Origin of the sequence: Streptomyces sp. NPDC006510, assembly GCF_040611955.1 — a bacterium.
GTDB lineage: Bacteria > Actinomycetota > Actinomycetes > Streptomycetales > Streptomycetaceae > Streptomyces.
In genome coordinates, this window is record NZ_JBEXPH010000097.1 from 13,406 (window position 1) to 31,942 (window position 18,537).

Genomic DNA, 18,537 nt, shown 5'->3' on the forward strand with positions numbered 1-18,537 from the left:
GAGCTTTCACGGCCTGCGAGACAGTCCGCTTGTGCTCAGCTGCCCGGGTTGGCGATGTGCTCGAACACGAGGTCCGTCTGAGTGTTGGCGATGTCCGGGTGCGCACTGAGCTCGTCCGAGACGAAATCCCGCAGCTCGGCAGGGGAGGTGCACACGACGTGCAGGATGATGTCGCGGTCGCCGCCCATCAGGAACGAGCTGAGCACATTGGGCAGCTTGGACAGTTCCCGCGCGATCCCGACCATGCGTGAGCGGGCTTGCGGGCGGATGCGCAGCGCGACGAGGGCAGCCGTCATCAGGCCCAGCTTGTTGGGATCGACGGCGGTGTGGAAGCCGGTGATGACACCCGCGTCGCGCAGGGCGCGGACCCGGGCGAGGCACGTCGACGGCGCGATACCCGCTCGAGTCGCGAGGGCGTTGTTCGGGATCCGGGCGTCCTTGACCAGCTCGCGCAGGAGAATCCGGTCGATGTCGTCCAGCTGAACGATGTTCGGTCGGATGGCGCTCTGACCGATGATTTCTGAACTAACCACGCGAGGCGCCTCTCTCCTTGAGCAAATATTCGAAAGCATTGTCCAGGAGGGGCTGATCTCCGAAACTCACCCTACGCAACCTGCGCCGGAGGGGCAGGGCGGCCAGGGGCGAATGCCGCCCCGACCGTACCGCGGGCTCCTCGGCCGCTCGAAGTCTGATCCTTCGGGCTCCTGGTAGCCGCTGCTCTCCTTCCGGAGCGCCTTCGCTTTACCTCGGGACGCCGACCCTGCGCTCGTCGTCCAGGGTCCGGTTCTGTGCTCCGCATCGCGCCGACCGTGGGACCGCACATTGCTCGCGGCCGGGCACGGAGCTTGCGTGTCCGAAGCACGTCATCTGAAGCGCGACATATCTCATACATCATCTCAAATGCGTCATTTACCTGACAAGGAGGTCGGCCGACATGGCAGTGGAGGGCTTCGAAAAGATCCAGGAACGCGAAGGCGGGCTCAAGCGAGATCTGAGTCCCCGGCAAATGACCATGATCGCCCTTGGTGGGGCCATCGGTACCGGTCTGTTCCTGGGCAGCAAGACGGCCATCTATTTCGCGGGCCCGAGCGTCATCGTGAGCTATGTGATCGGCGGGTTCATTGCCCTCCTGCTCATGGCCGCCCTGGCGGAGATGACCGTCGCGCACGCCACCTCCGGCTCCTTCGGTGCCTACGCGGAGCACTACGTCGGGCCGCTCGCCGGTTTCCAGGTCCGGTACATGTACTGGTCCTGCATCGTGCTGGCGGTGGGCACAGAGGTGACCGCCGTCGGAGACTACATGAAGTACTGGTTCCCCGACGTGCCCACGCTGGTGTGGGTCGTGCTGTTCTCCGCGGTGCTGATCGGCGCCAACGCGATGAACGTCAAGGTGTTCGGCTCGCTCGAGTACTGGTTCTCCAGCATCAAGGTGTTCGCCATCGTCGCCTTCATTCTGCTGGGCGCCTATCTGGTGTTCGGTGAGCGGAAGGCGGGGACGGGATTCGCCAACTACACGGCCGAGGGCGGGTTCTTCCCCAACGGATTCTCCGGCATGTGGTTCGGCGTGATCGTCTCCATCTTCAGCTACCTCAGCGTGGAGATGATCGCGGTGGCGGCCGGTGAGGCGGAGAACCCGGCCCAGGCGGTCAAGAAGGCCTTCCGGTCCACGATCGTGCGCCTGTTCCTCTTCTACATCCTGACCCTGGGCCTGATCCTCGCGATCTCCCCGGTCAGCGGGATCCTGGCCGGCGGCAGCCCGTTCGTGACCGTGATGGAGAACGCCGGGATCCCCTTCGCGGGCGACCTCATCAACTTCGTGGTCATCATCGCCGCACTGTCGGCCATGAACAGCCAGCTCTACACCTCGACCCGGATGATGTTCAGCCTCGCCCGCGCGAAGGACGCCCCGTCCGTGCTCGGCCGGATCCGCGCCAACGGCAGCCCCCTCAATGCGCTCCTGCTGTCCTGCGGTGGCATCGCGGTCGCCACGGTCGTCTACTTGGCGACCCCGGACTCGGCCTTCACCTTCATGATGGCGATCTCGATGTTCGGCGCCATGTTCACCTGGATGATGATCTTCGTGACGCACGTCTTCTTCCGCCGCCGACTGCGGGCGGAGGGCCGGGAGCTCGACTTCAAGGTGCCATTCTCCCGGATCGGCGCCCCGCTGGGAGCCGTCCTCATGCTGGCCGTCCTGCTGTCCACCCTGGCCGCCGAGGAGTTCCGGATGACTCTGGCCTTCGGGGTGCCGGCCATCGTGGTGGTGACCGTGCTGTTCTACGTCGTCCGTGGGCGCCGGAGTGCCTGCGGCGAGGCGGGCGGGGCCCAGGCCCCTGCGGCCGACCCCAAGCCGGCACAGTCGTAACCCCAATCCTCGTACAGCCCCTTTCGAGCGGGTCGCCCGGCAACCGGCGGCCCGCTCGCGGCATGTCCGGCCACCGCCCGGCTCACTCCTCGACCGGCCGCACCGGCGTCACCGGATGCCAGTCCAGATAGGTCGCCAGAACCATCGTGCTGGTCGGACGGCCGTAGCCGGAGAGGCGGTCGATCAAGGTCTGGAACTCCTGGATCGAAGCCGTCTCGATCTTGAGGATGCAGCACTCGTCGCCAGTGATCCGGTGGATCTCGCGGACGCCGGGCCAGTCCTTGACCTGCGGGTTGTTGAGCAGACAGCGCGGGCCGAAGCAGGACATGCGGATGAAGGCGGGCACCGCCCAGCCGACCTTCGAGGACTCCACGTGCGCGTGGTAGCCGGTGATGATGCCCGCGTCCTCCAGCCGGCGCACCCGCTCGGCAACCGCGGGGGCCGACAGATGAACGCGGCGTGACACCTCGCTGTACGACAGGCGGGCGTCCTGCTGGAGCTCCCGCGCGATCGCCCAGTCCATGTCGTCCATGGTGTGGTTTTCCATCAGAAAGTCGAACCTCGAATCGTGTTCAGAACCGAAAGTCAATCCAGTCTAAGGCCTTCCATTCGACATTCCATTCGGCCACCTCACTCGGTCATCATGAGCAGACCCGACCGCCTCCCGAGAACGAGAAGAGGGACCCTCGTGACCTCCCGCCTGAACGCCTCCGAGGAGGAGGCCCTCCGTCTCGACGCGGCCGATCCCGGCCAACGGGACCTGTTCCACATACCGCCCGCCGACGGCGGACGGTTCGCCGAGGCCGCCTACTTCGCCGGCAACTCGCTCGGCCTGCAGCCCAAAGCCATCCGCATCGACCTGCTGGAGGACCTCGCCGACTGGCAGCGCCTCGGCGTCGAGGGACACACCGAGGCCCGGCGGCCCTGGATGCCGTACCACGAACTGCTCACCGAGACCGCCGCCCGGCTGGTCGGCGCCCGGCCCGAGGAGACCGTCGCGATGAACTCGCTGACGGTCAACCTCCACCTCCTGATGGTGTCCTTCTACCGGCCACGCGGCGAACGCGTCCGCCTGGTGATCGAGGACAGCGCGTTCCCCTCGGACAGCTACGCCGTGCGCAGCCAGGCCCGCTTCCACGGGCTCGACCCGGACGACGCCGTCGTACGCCTGCGGCCCCGGGCCGGCGAGGACACCCTGCGTACCGAGGACGTGCTCGACTTCCTGGCCCGCGAGGGACACACCGTGGCCCTGGTGATGCTGGGCGGGGTCAACTACCTCACCGGCGAGCTCATGGACATCCCCACGATCACGGCCGCTGGGCAGGCGGCCGGAGCCGTGGTCGGCTGGGACCTGGCCCACGCCGCCGGCAACGTGCCCCTCCAGCTGCACGACTGGGGCGTCGACTTCGCCGCCTGGTGTACGTACAAGTACCTCAACTCGGGGCCCGGCGCGGTCGCCGGCGCATTCGTCCACGAACGGCACCTCGGCGACAGCGATCTCCAGCGCTTCGAGGGCTGGTGGAGCACCGAGGCGAAGACGCGCTTCCTGATGGCGCCCGTCTCCACCCCGCCCGCCAAGGCCGACGCCTGGCAGATCTCCAACCCGCCCGTCCTCGCGATGGGGCCCGTCCGCACCTCCCTCGAACTCTTCGACCAGGTCGGCATGGACGCCCTGCGTGAGCGCAGCGAGCGGCTCACCGGCTACCTGGAGCGCCTGCTCGACGAGGTCACCCCGACCCGGCCGATCACCGTCGTCACCCCTCGCGACCCCGCCCGCCGCGGCTGCCAGCTCTCGCTGCGCATCGGCAGCGGCAGCGCCGCCGACCTTGCCGCGCGGCTGCGGCACGAACACGGCGTCGTCACCGACGCCCGCGAGCCCGACATCATCCGAGTGGCCCCGGTGCCGCTCTACTCGACCTTCCACGACTGCTGGCGCGCCGCCGACGCGCTGGCCACGGCCGTGGCGGAGGACAAATGAGCCACCAGAACGAGGCCGGTCAGAACGAGGCCGGTCAGAACGAGGCCGGTCAGAACAAGGCCGACCAGCGCACCGCCGACCAGCGCACCGCCGGCCGGCGCACCGCCGGCCAGGACACGATCGCCATCGTCGGCGCCGGTCTCAGCGGCTGTCTGCTCGCCTGCTACCTCGCCCGCCGCGGCCACCGCGTCGAGCTGTACGAACGCCGCCCCGACCCCCGTACCGGCACCGCCGAGCGCGGCCGGTCCATCAACCTCGCGCTGTCCGAGCGCGGCCTGGACGCCCTGCGCCGGATCGGCCTCGAAGAGCAGATCATGGCCGACGCCCTGCCGATGCGCGGCCGGATGATCCACCCGGTCGACGGGCCGCTGGACTACCAGCAGTACAGCCACGACGGCGAACGCGCCATCAACTCCATCAGCCGCGGGGTCCTCAACAACGCACTGCTCGACGCCGCCGAGGCCGCACCCGGCGTGAAGGTCGTCTTCGAGCACCGGCTGACCGGCCTCGACCCGGACAAGGGCGCGATGACGTACGAGACCCCGGTGGGCGAGATACGGGCCGTCGCGGACGTCGTCATCGGCGCCGACGGTGCCGGTTCGATCGTGCGTGGCGCGCTGGAGCCGTATGGCACCCAGGTCAGCACCGACTTCCTCGACTACGGCTACAAGGAACTCACCATCCCGGCCGTGGACGGCGAGTTCGCCCTCGACCCGGGCGCGCTGCACATCTGGCCGCGCGGCACCTCGATGATGATCGCCCTGCCGAACCCGGACAAGTCCTTCACCTGCACCCTGTTCTGGCCGAACACCGGCGAGTTGAGCTTCGAGGCTCTGGACAGCGCGGACGCGATCACCCGCCACTTCCGTACGCACTATCCGGACGTCGTCCCGCTCATGCCCACCCTCGTCGACGACTACGAGCACAACCCGGTTGGCCTGCTCGGCACCGTGTGCTGCACCCCCTGGCAGCGCCGCGGCCGGGTCGCGCTGATCGGTGACGCGGCGCACGCCATCGTCCCGTTCTACGGGCAGGGTGCCAACTGCGGCTTCGAGGACGTTGTCGAACTCGACCGCTGCCTGGACACCACCGGCGGCGACTGGGCCCGCGCCCTTCCGCTGTTCGAGGAGCGGCGCAAGGAGAACGCCGACGCGATCGGCGCCATGGCGCTGGAGAACTTCGTCGAGATGCGCGACAAGGTCGCCTCGCCGGCTTTCCGCCTCGTCAAGGGCGTCGAGCACGCCCTGGAGCGGGCCCTGCCCGGCCGCTTCGTCTCCCGCTACGAACTGGTGTCGTTCTCGACCGTGCCCTACGCCCAGGTACGCCGCCGGGTGCGGCGCCGGCAGCGGCTGCTCTGCGGGGTCGCGGCGCTGGCCGCCGGTGCGGTGACCGCGGGTCTGTACGCGGCGGGGAGGTCGCGATGAGCGGGACGAACGAGGGAGGCCTGATGGACGGCTGGATCCGCAACCATGTCGACGGACGCTTCGTCGACCCCGACGACACCCACGCCTTCGACGACATCGACCCCGCCACCGGCCAGGTCGTCGCCCGCGTCCACGAGGCCGACCGCGCCCTGGTGGACCGTGCCGTGACGGCGGCCCGCCGCGCCCTCCACGAGGGCTGGGCGGCGACCCCCGTACGGGAGAGGACCGCGCTGCTGCGCCGGGCCGCCGACCGGATCGAGGAGCGGTTCGACGAGTTCGTCGCCGCCGAGATCGCCGACACCGGCAAGCCTCTCGTCCAGGCCCGCGAACTCGACGTACCGCGTGCCATCGCGAACTTCCGCACCTTCGCCGACGTCGTCGCGGCCGCCGGGCAGGAGTCCTTCCTCACCGACCTCGCGGGCGGCCGGCAGGCCCTCAACTACGCGGTGCGCAAGCCGCTCGGCGTCGTCGCGGTCATCGTCCCCTGGAACCTCCCGCTGCTCCTGCTGACCTGGAAGGTCGCCCCGGCCCTCGCCTGCGGCAACGCCCTCGTGGTCAAGCCCAGCGAGGAGACCCCGGCCACCGCGACCCTCCTCGCGGAGGTACTCGCCGAGGTAGGCCTGCCGCCCGGCGTCTACAACGTCGTCCACGGCTTCGGCGGCGGCTCCGCCGGGGAGTACGTCACCTCCCACCCCGGCATCGACGGCGTCACCTTCACCGGCTCCTCCGCGACCGGCTCGCACGTCATGGCGACGGTCGCGCCCCGCGTCCGGCCCGTGTCCTTCGAACTCGGCGGCAAGAACGCGGCGATCGTCTTCGACGACGTCGACCTCGACGAGGCGCTGACCGGGCTGACCAAGTCGGTCTTCACCAACACCGGCCAGGTCTGCCTATGCACCGAGCGGGTCTATGTCCAGCGCTCGGTGTTCGCCGATATCGCCGACGGACTCGCCGAACGGGCCAAGGGCCTCAAGCTCGGCAACCCGCTCGACGAGCAAACCGCCACCGGCCCGCTCGTCTCCCACAAGCACCGCGAGAAGGTGCTCAGCTACTTCGACCTGGCCGAGCAGGCAGGCGCGAAGGTCCTCACCGGCGGCGGCATCCCGCGTCTGGGCGACGACCTCGCGGGCGGCTCCTGGATCGAGCCGACCCTGTGGACCGGACTGACCAACCGGGACCGTGTCGTACGCGAGGAGATCTTCGGCCCCGTGGCCGCGCTGATCCCCTTCGACACCGAGGCGGAGGCGATCGCCCTCGCCAACGACACCGATTACGGCCTCGCCGCCTCCGTGTGGACCAACGACCTGCGGCGCGGGCACCGGGTCGCGCAGGCCATGAACGTGGGCATGGCCTGGGTCAACACCTGGTTCCTGCGCGATCTGCGCTCCCCGTTCGGCGGATGCGGGCTCTCCGGCATCGGCCGCGAGGGCGGCGAGTCCTCCCTGCACTTCTACACCGAACCGACGAATGTGTGCGTACAGCTGTGACCGACTGCGACACCCTGGCAACCGCCCCGCGGACCGGCCCCGCCACCGACCAGCAGATCGCCGCCGCCACCCAGCGCCTGACGGCCGCCGCCGCCACCCGGACCCCGTGCGCGCCGGTCAGGGATCTGCTGGGCCGCGACGACCTCGACTCCGCCTACGAGGTGCAGCGGCGGCTCGCCGCGGCACGCACCAACGCCGGAGCACGCGTGGCGGGCGCGAAGATCGGCCTTACCGCCCCCGCCGTACAGCAGCAGTTCGGCGTGTTCCAGCCGGACTTCGGGGTGCTCTTCGACGACATGCTGTACGCCCACACCGAGCCGCTGGCACTCGACCGCTTCCTCCAGCCGCGCGCCGAGGGCGAGATCGCGTTCGTGCTCGGCCGTGACCTCGACCGGCCGCGCGCGAGTGTCGCGGACGTACTGCGGGCCACCGAGTTCGTGCTGCCCGCCATCGAGATCGTCGATTCGCGGATCGCCGGCTGGGACCTGGCCATCACCGACACCGTCGCCGACAACGCCTCCAGCGGCGCCGTCGTCCTCGGCACCACCCCGTACCCGATCAGCGGGCTCGACCTGGCCCGGGTCGGCATGCAGCTCCAGCGGGACGGTGAGCCGGTCTCGTTCGGGGCCGGCCACGCCTGCCTCGGTTCACCGGTCGTCGCGGTGGCCTGGCTGGCACGCGAACTGGCCGAGCGGGGCCAGCCGCTGCGCGCCGGGGACGTGGTCATGTCCGGAGCGCTCGGCCCGATGGTGCCGGTCACCGGACCGGGCCGCTACCGCATCGCCCTGGACGGGCTCGGCGAGGTCGAGACGGTCATCGAGGCCGCCGAGACCCCCAAGGAGGGAACCAAGTGAGCGATACCGCCCCCGACACCGGCGCCCGCACCGCCGTCGCGGTCATCGGGTCCGGCAACATCGGCACCGACCTCATGATCAAGGTGCTACGGCTGTCGCGGACCCTGCGCATGGGCGCCATGGTCGGCATCGACCCCGCGTCCGACGGACTCGCCCGCGCCGGACGGCTCAAGGTGGCCACCACCCACCGCGGCATCGAAGGGCTCGTGGAACTGCCCGAGTTCGCCGACATCAAGGTGATCTTCGACGCGACCTCGGCCGAGGCCCACGCGCGCAACGCGCGGATCGCCGCGGAACACGGGAAGGTCATGATCGACCTCACTCCGGCGGCTCTCGGGCCGCTCGTGGTGCCGTCGGTCAACGTGGACGAGCACCTCGACGCCGCGAACGTCAACATGGTCACCTGCGGCGGTCAGGCCACCATCCCCGTGGTCGCCGCCATCTCCCGGATCGCACCGGTGGCCTACGGAGAGATCGTCGCCTCCATCGCCTCGAAGTCGGCCGGCCCCGGAACCCGGGCCAACATCGACGAGTTCACCGAGACCACCAGCGAGGCCATCCGGGTCGTCGGCGGCGCCGAAGTCGGCAAGGCTATCATCGTGCTCAACCCCGCCGAACCCCCGCCGGCCATGCGCGACACGGTGTTCTGCCTCGTCGAAGGCGCCCTGAGCGACGGTGACCGGAACCGGATCGTGGGGTCCGTCGAGCAGATGGCGCAGACCGTACGGGAGTACGTGCCCGGCTACCGGCTCAAGCAGGACGTCCAGTTCGACCTGGTCGAGGACACCATGGTCCCCGCCCTCGGACGACGGGTGAGCGGGGTCAGGATCTCCGTGTTCCTGGAGGTGCTGGGAGCCGGCCACTACCTGCCCGACTACGCGGGCAACCTCGACATCATGACCTCGGCCGCGCTCCGTACCGCCGAGAAGATCGCCGCACACCGAGGATGGGTGTCCGCATGAAGCTCTACATCCAGGACGTGACGCTCCGTGACGGAATGCATGCCATGGGGCACCAGTACACCGTCGACCAGGTGCGCCGCATCGTCACCGCCCTCGACGCGGCAGGCGTCGCCGCCATCGAGGTCGCGCACGGCGACGGCCTCGGCGGATCGAGCGCGAACTACGGGTTCGGCGCGCACAGCGACCAGGAGTGGATCGAGGCCGCGGCGGACGTACTGCGGCATGCGAAACTGACGACCCTGCTGCTCCCCGGCATCGGCACCATCGACGATCTGCGCCGCGCCCAGGCGGCCGGGGTGCGCAGCGTCCGCGTCGCCACCCACTGCACCGAGGCCGACGTCAGCGCACAGCACATCTCCTGGGCCCGGGAGAACGGGATGGACGTATCAGGGTTCCTGATGATGAGCCATCTCAACTCTCCGCAGGAGCTCGCCCGGCAGGCCAAGCTGATGGAGTCGTACGGAGCGCACTGCGTCTACGTCACCGACTCCGGCGGCCGCCTGACGATGCGTGACGTCGCCGCCCGGGTCGACGCCTACCGCGAGGTGCTGGACGAGAACACCGAGATCGGCATCCACGCGCACGAGAACCTCTCCCTGTCGGTCGCCAACAGCGTGACCGCCGTGGAACACGGGGTCTACCGCGTCGACGTGGCACTGGCCGGTCAGGGAGCCGGCGCCGGGAACTGTCCGGCCGAGCCGTTCGTCGCCGTCGCCGACCTGCTGGGCTGGGAGCACGGCTGCGACCTGTTCGCCCTGCAGGACGCCGCGGACGACGTCGTCCGCCCGCTGCGCGAGCGCCCCGTCCAGGTCGACCGCGAGACCCTGACTCTCGGCTACGCCGGCGTCTACTCCAGCTTCCTGCTGCACGCCGAACGAGCGGCCGCACGCTACGGCGTCGACACCCGGCAGATCCTCGTGGAGGCCGGCCGTCGGCAGATGGTGGGCGGCCAGGAGGACCTGATCGTGGACATCGCACTGGACCTCGCCGCGCGGCGCGAGGCATCGAGGGAAGAGAGCAGCAAGTGATCCCGGAAGACGAGATCCGGACGCTGGCCGAGCGGCTCGACTCGGCACAGACGTCCAGGACGGACACCCCCAGCCTCGCCAACAGCCACACCATCGGCACCGACGACGCCTACGCCGTACAGGCCGCACTGCTGGAGCGGCGGGTGGCCCGCGGCGAGCGGATCAACGGGGTCAAGCTGGGCTTCACCAGCAAGGCCAAGATGGCGCAGATGGGTGTCTCCGACGTTATCGTGGGCCGGCTCACCGACGGCATGCGCATCGCGGACGGCGACGACGTCGACCTCGCCCGCTTCATCCACCCGAAGGCGGAACCCGAGGTCGCCTACCGGATCGCCCGGGACGTGGACCTCGACGACCCGCTGACGGACATCGAGGCCTGCGTCGATGCGGTGGCCCCGGCGCTGGAGATCATCGACTCGCGGTACCGGGACTTCCGGTTCACGTACACCGACGTCGTCGCGGACAACACCTCCGCCGCCGGCTACGCGATCGGCGCCTGGCGCCCGGTGCGGAGCGTCTCCAACCGCGCGGTACGGCTGCGTACGCCGGAGTCGGAGACGGTCGGTTCGACCGCCGCGATCCTCGGCGACCCGGTCCACGCCCTGCACGCGCTGCTCGACATGTGCCGCCGTCGCCGTATCCCGCTGCGAGCCGGCGAGGTCGTGCTCGCGGGCGCGGCCACGGCGGCCGCACCGCTGACGCCGGGCGTCACCGAGTGCGACGTGGCGGGCCTCGGCACGGTCACCGTGAAGGGGGTCCTGCGATGAACCCAACGAGCGGCGCGCGCGTCATCGAGGGCAAGGCCACGCCCCGCGGACGCTTCCCCCACGTCAAGGTGGTCGGCGACCTCGTGTTCGTGTCGGGCACCAGCTCGCGCCGCCCCGACAACACGTTCGTCGGCGTCGAGGTGGACGAGTTCGGCACCACCCGGCTGGACATCCGGGCCCAGACCCGGGCCGTGATCGAGAACATCCGCGACATCCTCGCCGAGGTCGGCGCGGAGCTGTCGGACGTCGCCCAGATCACGACGTACCTCGTCAACATGAACGACTTCGGCGGCTACAACGAGGTCTACGGCGAGCACTTCGACGAGCACGGCCCGACCCGGACCACCGTCGCCGTCCACCAACTCCCGCACCCCCACCTGCTGATCGAGATCCAGGCGATCGCGCACCTGCCGCGATCTCAGGCGTAGAGAAATCCCTTGCCCCCACCTGCCCCCCTTGCCCTCGGAGGCTCCCCATGACCACCATCCCCCCCACCATCGATTTCCAGCGCTGGATCAGCGAGCACGAGCACCTGCTCAAGCCGCCGGTGAACAACCGCACCATGGCCCTCGGCGACGACTTCATCGTCCAGGTCGTCGGCGGCCCCAACCAGCGCACCGACTTCCATGTCGACCCGTACGAGGAGTGGTTCTACCAGCTCAAGGGCAACATGCACGTCGACGTGATGGCCGAGGACGGCCCGCGGACCGTGCACATCCGCGAGGGCGAAACCTGGCTGCTGCCCGGCAACCTCCCGCACTCCCCGCAGCGCCCCGAGGCCGGCTCGATCGGCCTCGTCATCGAGCGGGTCCGGGAGGAGGGCACGCTGGAGAAGTTCCAGTGGTACTGCCTCGACTGCTCGGCGAAGGTCCACGAGGTCGAGCTCCAGGTACGGGACATCGTCGAGGACCTGCCGCCCGTCTTCACCGCGTTCTACGAGGACGAGCAGGCCCGCACCTGCCCGGACTGCGGCGCCCTGCACCCCGGGAAGGGCTGAGCCATGGACCGCGTGATCGACGTCCACACCCACTACGTGCCGCGCGGCTGGCCCGACCTGACCGCCGAGGTGGGCCCGGACGCGCCCTGGCTGCGGATCGATTCCGAGAACGAGGCCATGATCCTCATGGGGGACCGGGAGTTCCGGCGGATCCAGGCCGACGCCTGGGACGCGGAAACCCGGCTGCGTGACATGGACGCGGACGGGGTGGCGACGCAGGTGGTGTCGCCGACCCCGGCGTTCTTCACGTACGGCGCCTCCGGGGAGCGGGCGGCGAAGGTCGCGCGGATCTTCAACGACCTGGCCCTGGAGATCGTGGCCCCGGCCCCGGACCGGCTGATCCCGTTCTGCCAGGTGCCGTTGCAGGACCCGGACGCGGCCTGCCGCGAGCTGGAGCGGAGCATCGCCAACGGCCACCGGGGCGTCGAGATCGGCAACCACGTCGGCGACCAGGACCTGGACAGCGAGGGCGTGGTCACCTTCCTCCAGCACTGCGCGTCCCTGAACGTGCCGGTGTTCGTCCACCCGTGGGACCTGCCGGAGTCACTGCGCCTGAACCGCTGGATGGCGCAGTGGCTGACGGCCATGCCCGCCGAGACCCACCTCTCGATCCTCGCCCTGATCCTGGGCGGCGTCTTCGACCGCATCGACGACAGCCTGAAGATCTGTTTCGCCCACGGCGGCGGCTCCTTCCCCTTCTGGCTCGGCCGCATGGAGAACGCATGGCACGGCCGCAACGACGTCATCGGCACCTCGAAGCACCCGCCCTCGCACTACCTCGGCCGCTTCTACGTGGACTCGGTCGTCTTCGACGAGCGTGCGCTGCGACTGCTGGTGGACACCGTCGGCGCGGACCGGGTCATGGTCGGCAGCGACTACCCGTATCCGCTGGGCGAGCGGCCGGTCGGCGAGGTGATCCGCAGGAGCGGCTTCCTCGACAACCACAGCCGCCAACTCATCACCCACGGCAACGCGGAACGCTTCCTGGGACTGACGGCCCCTGACGCGCGACTGCCCGGGGGCGCATCCGGCGGATCCTGAAGCACCCTTCCTCCTACCTCCGCGGAGCCCGTTGCCTCTCAGCTCGTCGATGCCATTGCGGGAATGGCGAGTTGAGGGGAGTCCAGAGTGGAACCGTCGATGGGCATGGTGGTCTCGGCTGTCGGAACCGTCGCTTCGGGTGCCCTTGCCGGAGCGGGTGGCGAGCTGGGCCGGCGGGCCTCCGAGAGGCTGTAGGACCTGCTGAGCCGTGGCCGTGCCGGAGACGGGGAGACGGACGCCGGGGCCGGACGGGGCGGTCGGGGGATGGCCCACTCTGCCGGTCACCGAGCCCGAGCGGACCGTGGCCGCGCTACGGCTGGTGGAACTCGCCTGCAGTTCCCCGGAGTTCGCGCGCGAGATGACGGAGTGGACCCGCGAGGCCTCGTGGCTCGCGCCGCGGGCCGTACCCGCCGTGGCGCACGGTGCCTCCCGTCCGCAGATGCTGCCGCCGGCGACGGCGGTGTTCACCGACCGCGTGGACGTGCTCGCGTGGATCACGGCATTGCTGGATGTCGTTTCGTGGGGGTGTAGTTGAGGTACGGGGAGCGGTGTGTGCTGGGGATATCCGGGATTGGTTGAGACCGTGTGAGCGCGGGTTCGCGGGGGCGTAGGCCTGCTGGTCTGGGGATGTCTCGTTCTCGTTGAGAGTGCCTCCGTGTTCCTCAGGTAGCGCCGACGCCTCAAGGCCCTTGCGTGTTTCTCCTGGTCACAGCCTTCTGTGTTCCGTGGGGCCGGGCGGGGACAGATCGGGGGACTACCGCTTGGGCGTGTGCGCCCTGCTGGCGGTGGGCCGGTGGTGGGTTTCGGTGAGGTGGTTCAGGCGGACCTGGTCGAGGCTGGTTTTGGTGAGGCGTTCGGTGCCGTCGAGAATCGCGGTGATCGCTGCCCGGCGGATCAGACGGGTCAGGCTCCCGATCCGCCCTGCGGTGCGCTGGTGGAGATGGGCGGCGTGGCGGGGGAGTGTCCCGGCCCGGTGTGCCCGGAGATCGAGTGCGGCCTCTACTCCCGCGATCAGTTCTCCGAAGGGTTCGCGTGTGCCGAGCCGTGCCGGGAACGCCCCGCATTCCACCAGGCTCGCGCGGGCTGCGAGTTGCGCCCCGCGCACCCCGCTGAACAAGGCGGTGGTGGTGACGTCGATGCCCGCGTACACGAACGTCGCCCCGATGCTCACGGATCGCGGTGATCGCGGCTTGGCGTAGGAGTCGGGTCAGGCTCCCGATCCTGCCCGCGGTCCGCCGGCGAAGGTAGGCGGCGTGGTGGGGAAGGGTCCCTACCCGGTGTGCGCGGAGATCGAGTGCGGCTTCCACTGCTGTGATCGGTTCTTTGAAGGCTCGTGTTTCCCGAGCCGCGCCGGGTACGTACCGCACTCCACCAGGCTCGCGCGTGCGGCGAGCTGAGCACCGCGCACACTGCTGAACAAGGCGGTCGTGGTGACGTCGATGCCCGTGTACACGAACGTGGCGTGGATGCGTTCGGTCAGGTCTTTCAGGAGGCCGGCGGTCTCCGCACCTGAGGTGGTACGGGGATTGAGGCGGTGGATTTCGTCGTCCCGTGGTCTCAGTTCTGGTCTCAGTCGCAGTTGTCGGACAGTGCGTCCCGTCAGGGAAGAGTGGCGGCGCGTTTGACGATGCGCAGAACGGGGGCGGTCTGGACGGTCTGGATGCCGGGCAGGGAGCCGACCCGGTCGGTGATGAAGTCGTAGAGGGCGTCCGCATCGGCGCAGAAGACAGTGGCCATGAGGTTCGTGGGGCCGGTCGTGGCGGCGGCGTGGGCGATGTGCGGGTGTCGGGCGAGGGCGGTTCCGGCGGCGTCGAGGGCGGCCGGGGTGACCGAGATCCACAGCACCGTGTGGCTGGAGTAGCCCAGCTGGTACTCGTCGAAGTCGACGCCGAAGTAGAGGGCTCCGCTGTCTCTCAGGTGGGTGATGCGGCGGCGGACCGTCGACTCGTGCCAGCCGGTGCTCGCGGCCAGCGCGGCGTGGTGCATGCGTCCGTCGTGGGCCAGTTCGCCCAGCAGGAGCCGGTCGCCGTCGTCGAGGTCGAGGGGGGCCTGGTCCGGCGGTGGCGGGGTGAGTTCGGCGACCTGCTCGGGGCCGAGTGAGGTGATCGGCGCGTGCCAGCCGTCCGGGCCCCCGCGGAACACGCGCAGCACCTGGTGAGCGTCGATGGAGGTCACCTGGCGGGTGGCGGGGAGCGTGTCCAGCAGGAGGGTGTCGCGGACCCGCTGGTCGGGCGTCTGCATGTGGCAGACGATCTCGGTGCCGCCGGAGGCCAGGCGGATCCGGTAGGTGTCGGGCCGCTGGGCGAGTGCCTGGGCGACGGCGAGCGTGGCGCTCGGGGCACAGCGCAGCCGCATCACCCACTCCTCGGCGTGGCCCAGGTAGCGGGGGTCGAGGCGGCCGACGACCCGGACCGCCCCGGTCTCGCGGAGCCTCCGGTAGCGGCGGGCGACTGTCTGTTCGGAGACGCCGAGCACTGCGGCGATCCGGCGGAAGGAGGCACGGCCGTCCACGTAGAGGGCATGGACGAGCTTGAGGTCGAGGGTTTCCACGGTTCTCAGCGTATTGTGCGGCGGTATCTGGCGGGTTCGAGGCGGTGGCTGGAGTGCAGGTGGGTCCGCTCGCAGAGTTGGGGCATGACCGCATTCCGTGATCTCCGGCATTACATCGAGCACCTCACCGAGACCCTCGGTGCGGACGAGGTGCGCCGCGTCGAGGGCGCCCACTGGGACCTTGAAATCGGTGGCATCACCGAGCTACTGGCCGAGCGCGAGGGGCCGGCGTTGCTGTTCGACGACATCCCCGGCTACCCGACCGGTTTCCGGGTCTTCACCAACTTCATGGGTACCCCGGCCCGCAGCGCGGTGGCGCTCGGTCTGCCCGCCGACACCCCGAAGCTGGACATCGTGCGGGCCTGGAAGGACATCAGCCGCGACCTGCGGCTGATCCCGCCGGTCGAGGTCGCCACCGGGCCGGTCCTGGACAACGTCCTCGGAGGCGACGATGTCGACCTGACGAAGTTCCCGGCGCCGCGCTGGCACGAGGGCGACGGCGGCCGCTACATCGGCACCGCCTGCATGGTCGTCACCCGTGACCCCGACAGCGGTTGGGTCAACGTCGGCACCTACCGGGTCTCCGTCCACGGCAAGGACCGGCTGTCCGTCTGGTTCTTGGGCAACCGGCACGCGCGGGCGATCGCCCACAAGTACTGGGACCGCGGCCAGGCCTGCCCGATCGCCGTCGTCGTCGGCCAAGACCCGATCCTCTCCACCGCCGCCGCGATGTCCGCCCCCGAGGGCGTGTCCGAGTACGACCTGGCCGGCGGCCTGCGCGGGGAGGGCGTTGAGGTGCTGTACGCGCCCGGCACCGAACTGCCCGTCCCGGCGCACGCGGAGATCGTCATGGTGGGCGAGATGCCTCCGCGCGAGGAGGAGTCCGTCCTGGAGGGTCCGTTCGGGGAGTGGACCGGCTACTACACCCACAGCGGCCAGGAGCCCGTGGTGCGGGTGCGGCGGATCCTGCACCGCGACGACCCGATCATCCTCGGCGCGCCGCCCATGCTGCCGACCATCCCGGCGGGCGACCAGGCGGTGCCGCTCTACTCCGCCACCGTGACCTGGGACCATCTGGAACAGGCCGGGGTCCAGAACATCCAGGGCGTGTGGGCCTACGCCCGGCAACTCATGATGGTCATCTCCATCAAGCAGACCGGCGCGGGCGACGCCATGCACGCGCTGATGGCCGCCGCCTCCCGCAAGCGCACCGGCGGCATGGAGCGCTACATCGTCGTGGTCGACGAGGACATCGACATTACCGACATCAACCACGTGCTGTGGGCGGTGTTCACGCGCGTGGACCCGGCGGAGTCGATCCACATCCTGCGCTCGCCCACGACCGCCATCGACCCCCGGCTGTCACCGACCAAGCGGGAGGCGGGCGACCTGTCCATGGGGCTCGTGCTCATCGACGCCTGCAAGCCGTTCACGTGGAAGGACCAGTACCCGCGTGCCAACCGGGTCGACGAGTGCTACCGCGCCGAGCTCCGGGAGCGCTGGAAGGGCGTCCTGCCGCTCTGACACCCCGTCGGACACCGGCGGTGCCCCCACCGATCAGGAGGACCATGCTGTGAACCTGACCGAGGACGTGGCCCGCCTGCTGGCGGGGGCACAGGCTTTCCCGCTGCTCACTGTGGACGAGCACGGCCACCCGCACACGGCGCTGCTGTCCCGCGCCGAGCTCGAACCGGCCGACGACCGGACGGCGCTGTTCGCGGTCGTGGCCGGGGCCGGCACCCAGGTCAACCTGCGGCGGCACCCGTACGCCGCGCTGCTGGCCACGGACCGGACGATCTGCCACCACCTCAAACTCCGTCTGGTCAGGTCGCTGGCCGTCGAGAACGTCCTGGGCTGCGTGTTCACCGCCGTCCACCACAAGCGGGACAGCCTGGGCATCCCGCTCAGCCCGCTCGGCTCTTGCACCACCGGGTACCTCGCCGAACTCGAACACTGGCGGCGCAGCGCCGACATCCTCAGCGCGCTTTGAACCACGCTCTCCCAAGGAGGCCCCGCATGACCCGCCCGACCCGCATCATCGTCGCCATGTCCGGGGCCACCGGCGCCCCCTTCGGCGTACGGCTGTTGGAGGCGCTGCACGACATCGCCGAGGTCGAGACCCACCTCATCGTGAGCACCTGGGCCCGGACCACCATCGAGTTGGAGACGGCCCGCACCGTACGGGAAGTCATCGACCTGGCTGATGTCCACCACAAGCCCGGTGAGCAGGGCTCGGTGCTGTCCTCCGGCTCGTTCCGCACCGGCGGCATGGTCGTCGTGCCGTGCAGCATGAAAACCCTCGCCTCGATCCGCACCGGCTACGCCGACAACCTCATCACCCGAGCCGCCGACGTCGTCCTGAAGGAGCGCCGCCGCCTGGTCCTGGTCCCCCGGGAAGCACCGCTCAGCGAGATCCACCTGGACAACCTGCTGGCCCTCAGCCGCATGGGCGCCCGGATCGTCCCCCCGATGCCCGCCTTCTACAACAACCCCCGGACCCTCGACGACATGGTCGACCACATCGTGGCCAGGATCCTCGACCAGTTCGACCTCCCCGCCCTCGCCGCCCGCCGCTGGCAGGGCCTCGACCACGCCCGCCACGAGACCGCCTCCCCCGCTGCCGACGCACCGCTGGATTGAGGAGCTGCTGGACAGCCGCTATCAGCATTGCCTGGCCTGGGACCTACTCGACAAGAAGATCAGCAAGCAGGAGTGGATCGACCGCATCCGCGCCCGCGCGAGCTACCTGTTGCCCAAGCAGCGCCACGACGCCGAGGGCCACTGCCGCAGGGTCTGTCAAACGAGGGCTCTGTTCCGTAGTCGGTGGTGACGTTCTGTTGTCACGACAGAAGGATTCGGTGGCGGAGGAGGTCGAATCCTGCTCGGCCGTGCATCTGGCGCATGATTCTCTTCGTGTGGGTGTTGACGCCTTCGGTGCGGCCGTTGTGGAAGCGCAGGGTCAGGCCGACGTCGACGGCGGCGCGGTCGGGTTCCAGGCCGTTGCAGAAGCTGTGCAGGTGGGGCAGGCCGGCCACACGGGCGGCGCTGATCCACTTGGTGAGCCGGGTGTCGTTGCCCTTCGAC

20 protein-coding genes and 1 pseudogene are annotated in these 18,537 nt (G+C 69.8%); 15 read left to right on the forward strand and 6 right to left on the reverse strand.

Annotated elements, in window-relative coordinates; translation table 11 throughout:
- Window positions 1-35: 35 nt before the first annotated feature.
- Window positions 36-533 carry an Lrp/AsnC family transcriptional regulator gene (locus ABZY11_RS26130; protein WP_356481466.1) on the reverse strand — a complete coding sequence of 166 codons (498 nt, stop codon included), beginning with the start codon at window positions 531-533 and terminating at the stop codon, window positions 36-38.
- 401 nt (window positions 534-934) lie between these two features.
- Here ABZY11_RS26130 and ABZY11_RS26135 point away from each other — a divergent pair, with 401 nt between their 5' ends.
- Entirely contained in the window at window positions 935-2,365 is a 1,431-nt protein-coding gene (locus ABZY11_RS26135) for an amino acid permease (protein WP_356481467.1), read from the forward strand.
- Between the two features lie 82 nt (window positions 2,366-2,447).
- Here ABZY11_RS26135 and ABZY11_RS26140 read toward each other — a convergent pair whose 3' ends face one another.
- Window positions 2,448-2,912 carry an Lrp/AsnC family transcriptional regulator gene (locus ABZY11_RS26140; RefSeq protein WP_356481468.1) on the reverse strand — a complete coding sequence of 155 codons (465 nt, stop codon included), beginning with the start codon at window positions 2,910-2,912 and terminating at the stop codon, window positions 2,448-2,450.
- A gap of 141 nt (window positions 2,913-3,053) precedes the next feature.
- Between ABZY11_RS26140 and kynU the strand changes: the two genes are divergently transcribed.
- The 11 genes from kynU (at window position 3,054) to ABZY11_RS26195 (ending at window position 13,438) form a co-directional block, all read left to right on the forward strand.
- Entirely contained in the window at window positions 3,054-4,343 is a 1,290-nt protein-coding gene (gene kynU, locus ABZY11_RS26145) for a kynureninase (protein WP_356481469.1), read from the forward strand.
- Window positions 4,340-5,767, forward strand: a complete 1,428-nt coding sequence (locus ABZY11_RS26150; RefSeq protein ID WP_356481470.1) for an NAD(P)/FAD-dependent oxidoreductase — start codon at window positions 4,340-4,342, stop codon at window positions 5,765-5,767. The genes kynU and ABZY11_RS26150 overlap by 4 nt, the downstream gene beginning before the upstream one ends.
- Window positions 5,764-7,254, forward strand: coding sequence for a 2-hydroxymuconic semialdehyde dehydrogenase (locus ABZY11_RS26155; protein WP_356481471.1), 1,491 nt, complete (start codon window positions 5,764-5,766; stop codon window positions 7,252-7,254). Before ABZY11_RS26150 ends, ABZY11_RS26155 begins: the two co-directional genes overlap by 4 nt.
- The gene (locus ABZY11_RS26160; protein ID WP_356481472.1) at window positions 7,239-8,108 is read left to right on the forward strand and encodes a fumarylacetoacetate hydrolase family protein; all 870 of its coding nucleotides are present in this window, start codon (window positions 7,239-7,241) and stop codon (window positions 8,106-8,108) included. Before ABZY11_RS26155 ends, ABZY11_RS26160 begins: the two co-directional genes overlap by 16 nt.
- Complete coding sequence (locus ABZY11_RS26165) at window positions 8,105-9,070, forward strand: acetaldehyde dehydrogenase (acetylating) (protein WP_356481473.1); 966 nt, start codon at window positions 8,105-8,107, stop codon at window positions 9,068-9,070. The genes ABZY11_RS26160 and ABZY11_RS26165 overlap by 4 nt, the downstream gene beginning before the upstream one ends.
- On the forward strand, window positions 9,067-10,098 hold the full coding sequence (gene dmpG, locus ABZY11_RS26170; RefSeq protein ID WP_356481474.1) for a 4-hydroxy-2-oxovalerate aldolase: 1,032 nt from the start codon (window positions 9,067-9,069) through the stop codon (window positions 10,096-10,098). The genes ABZY11_RS26165 and dmpG overlap by 4 nt, the downstream gene beginning before the upstream one ends.
- Window positions 10,095-10,865: a 4-oxalocrotonate decarboxylase gene (locus ABZY11_RS26175; RefSeq protein WP_356481475.1), complete on the forward strand. Its 771-nt coding sequence runs from the start codon at window positions 10,095-10,097 to the stop codon at window positions 10,863-10,865. Before dmpG ends, ABZY11_RS26175 begins: the two co-directional genes overlap by 4 nt.
- Complete coding sequence (locus tag ABZY11_RS26180) at window positions 10,862-11,293, forward strand: RidA family protein (RefSeq protein ID WP_356481476.1); 432 nt, start codon at window positions 10,862-10,864, stop codon at window positions 11,291-11,293. The genes ABZY11_RS26175 and ABZY11_RS26180 overlap by 4 nt, the downstream gene beginning before the upstream one ends.
- 47 nt (window positions 11,294-11,340) lie before the next feature.
- Entirely contained in the window at window positions 11,341-11,862 is a 522-nt protein-coding gene (locus tag ABZY11_RS26185) for a 3-hydroxyanthranilate 3,4-dioxygenase (protein WP_356481477.1), read from the forward strand.
- A gap of 3 nt (window positions 11,863-11,865) precedes the next feature.
- Complete coding sequence (locus ABZY11_RS26190; protein WP_356481478.1) at window positions 11,866-12,903, forward strand: amidohydrolase family protein; 1,038 nt, start codon at window positions 11,866-11,868, stop codon at window positions 12,901-12,903.
- Between the two features lie 208 nt (window positions 12,904-13,111).
- Entirely contained in the window at window positions 13,112-13,438 is a 327-nt protein-coding gene (locus ABZY11_RS26195) for a hypothetical protein (RefSeq protein ID WP_356481479.1), read from the forward strand.
- A gap of 219 nt (window positions 13,439-13,657) precedes the next feature.
- Here the strand turns inward: ABZY11_RS26195 and ABZY11_RS26200 are convergent, their stop codons facing one another.
- From ABZY11_RS26200 to ABZY11_RS26210, 3 genes and pseudogenes are all read right to left on the reverse strand, one after another.
- A complete protein-coding gene (locus ABZY11_RS26200; protein ID WP_356481480.1) occupies window positions 13,658-14,074 on the reverse strand; it encodes a hypothetical protein in 417 nt (138 codons plus the stop codon).
- A gap of 109 nt (window positions 14,075-14,183) precedes the next feature.
- Window positions 14,184-14,449, reverse strand: a pseudogene (locus tag ABZY11_RS26205) (ATP/GTP-binding protein); the annotation flags it as partial.
- A gap of 53 nt (window positions 14,450-14,502) precedes the next feature.
- Window positions 14,503-15,453, reverse strand: a complete 951-nt coding sequence (locus ABZY11_RS26210) for an Lrp/AsnC family transcriptional regulator (RefSeq protein WP_356481481.1) — start codon at window positions 15,451-15,453, stop codon at window positions 14,503-14,505.
- An 84-nt stretch (window positions 15,454-15,537) separates the two neighbouring features.
- On the opposite strand from ABZY11_RS26210, the gene ABZY11_RS26215 reads away from it, so the two are divergent.
- The 3 genes from ABZY11_RS26215 to ABZY11_RS26225 are packed head-to-tail and all read left to right on the forward strand — an operon-like array spanning window position 15,538 to window position 18,093.
- Window positions 15,538-16,977 (forward strand): UbiD family decarboxylase, encoded by a 1,440-nt coding sequence (locus ABZY11_RS26215; RefSeq protein WP_356481482.1) that lies wholly within the window; start codon window positions 15,538-15,540, stop codon window positions 16,975-16,977.
- 49 nt (window positions 16,978-17,026) lie between these two features.
- Window positions 17,027-17,443, forward strand: coding sequence for a pyridoxamine 5'-phosphate oxidase family protein (locus ABZY11_RS26220; RefSeq protein WP_356481483.1), 417 nt, complete (start codon window positions 17,027-17,029; stop codon window positions 17,441-17,443).
- A 26-nt stretch (window positions 17,444-17,469) separates the two neighbouring features.
- Window positions 17,470-18,093 carry a non-oxidative hydroxyarylic acid decarboxylases subunit B gene (locus ABZY11_RS26225; protein ID WP_356481484.1) on the forward strand — a complete coding sequence of 208 codons (624 nt, stop codon included), beginning with the start codon at window positions 17,470-17,472 and terminating at the stop codon, window positions 18,091-18,093.
- A gap of 200 nt (window positions 18,094-18,293) precedes the next feature.
- On the opposite strand, the gene ABZY11_RS26230 is transcribed toward ABZY11_RS26225, so the two are convergent.
- Window positions 18,294-18,537: transposase (locus ABZY11_RS26230; protein WP_356481485.1), on the reverse strand; the 244-nt coding region annotated here is incomplete at its 5' end.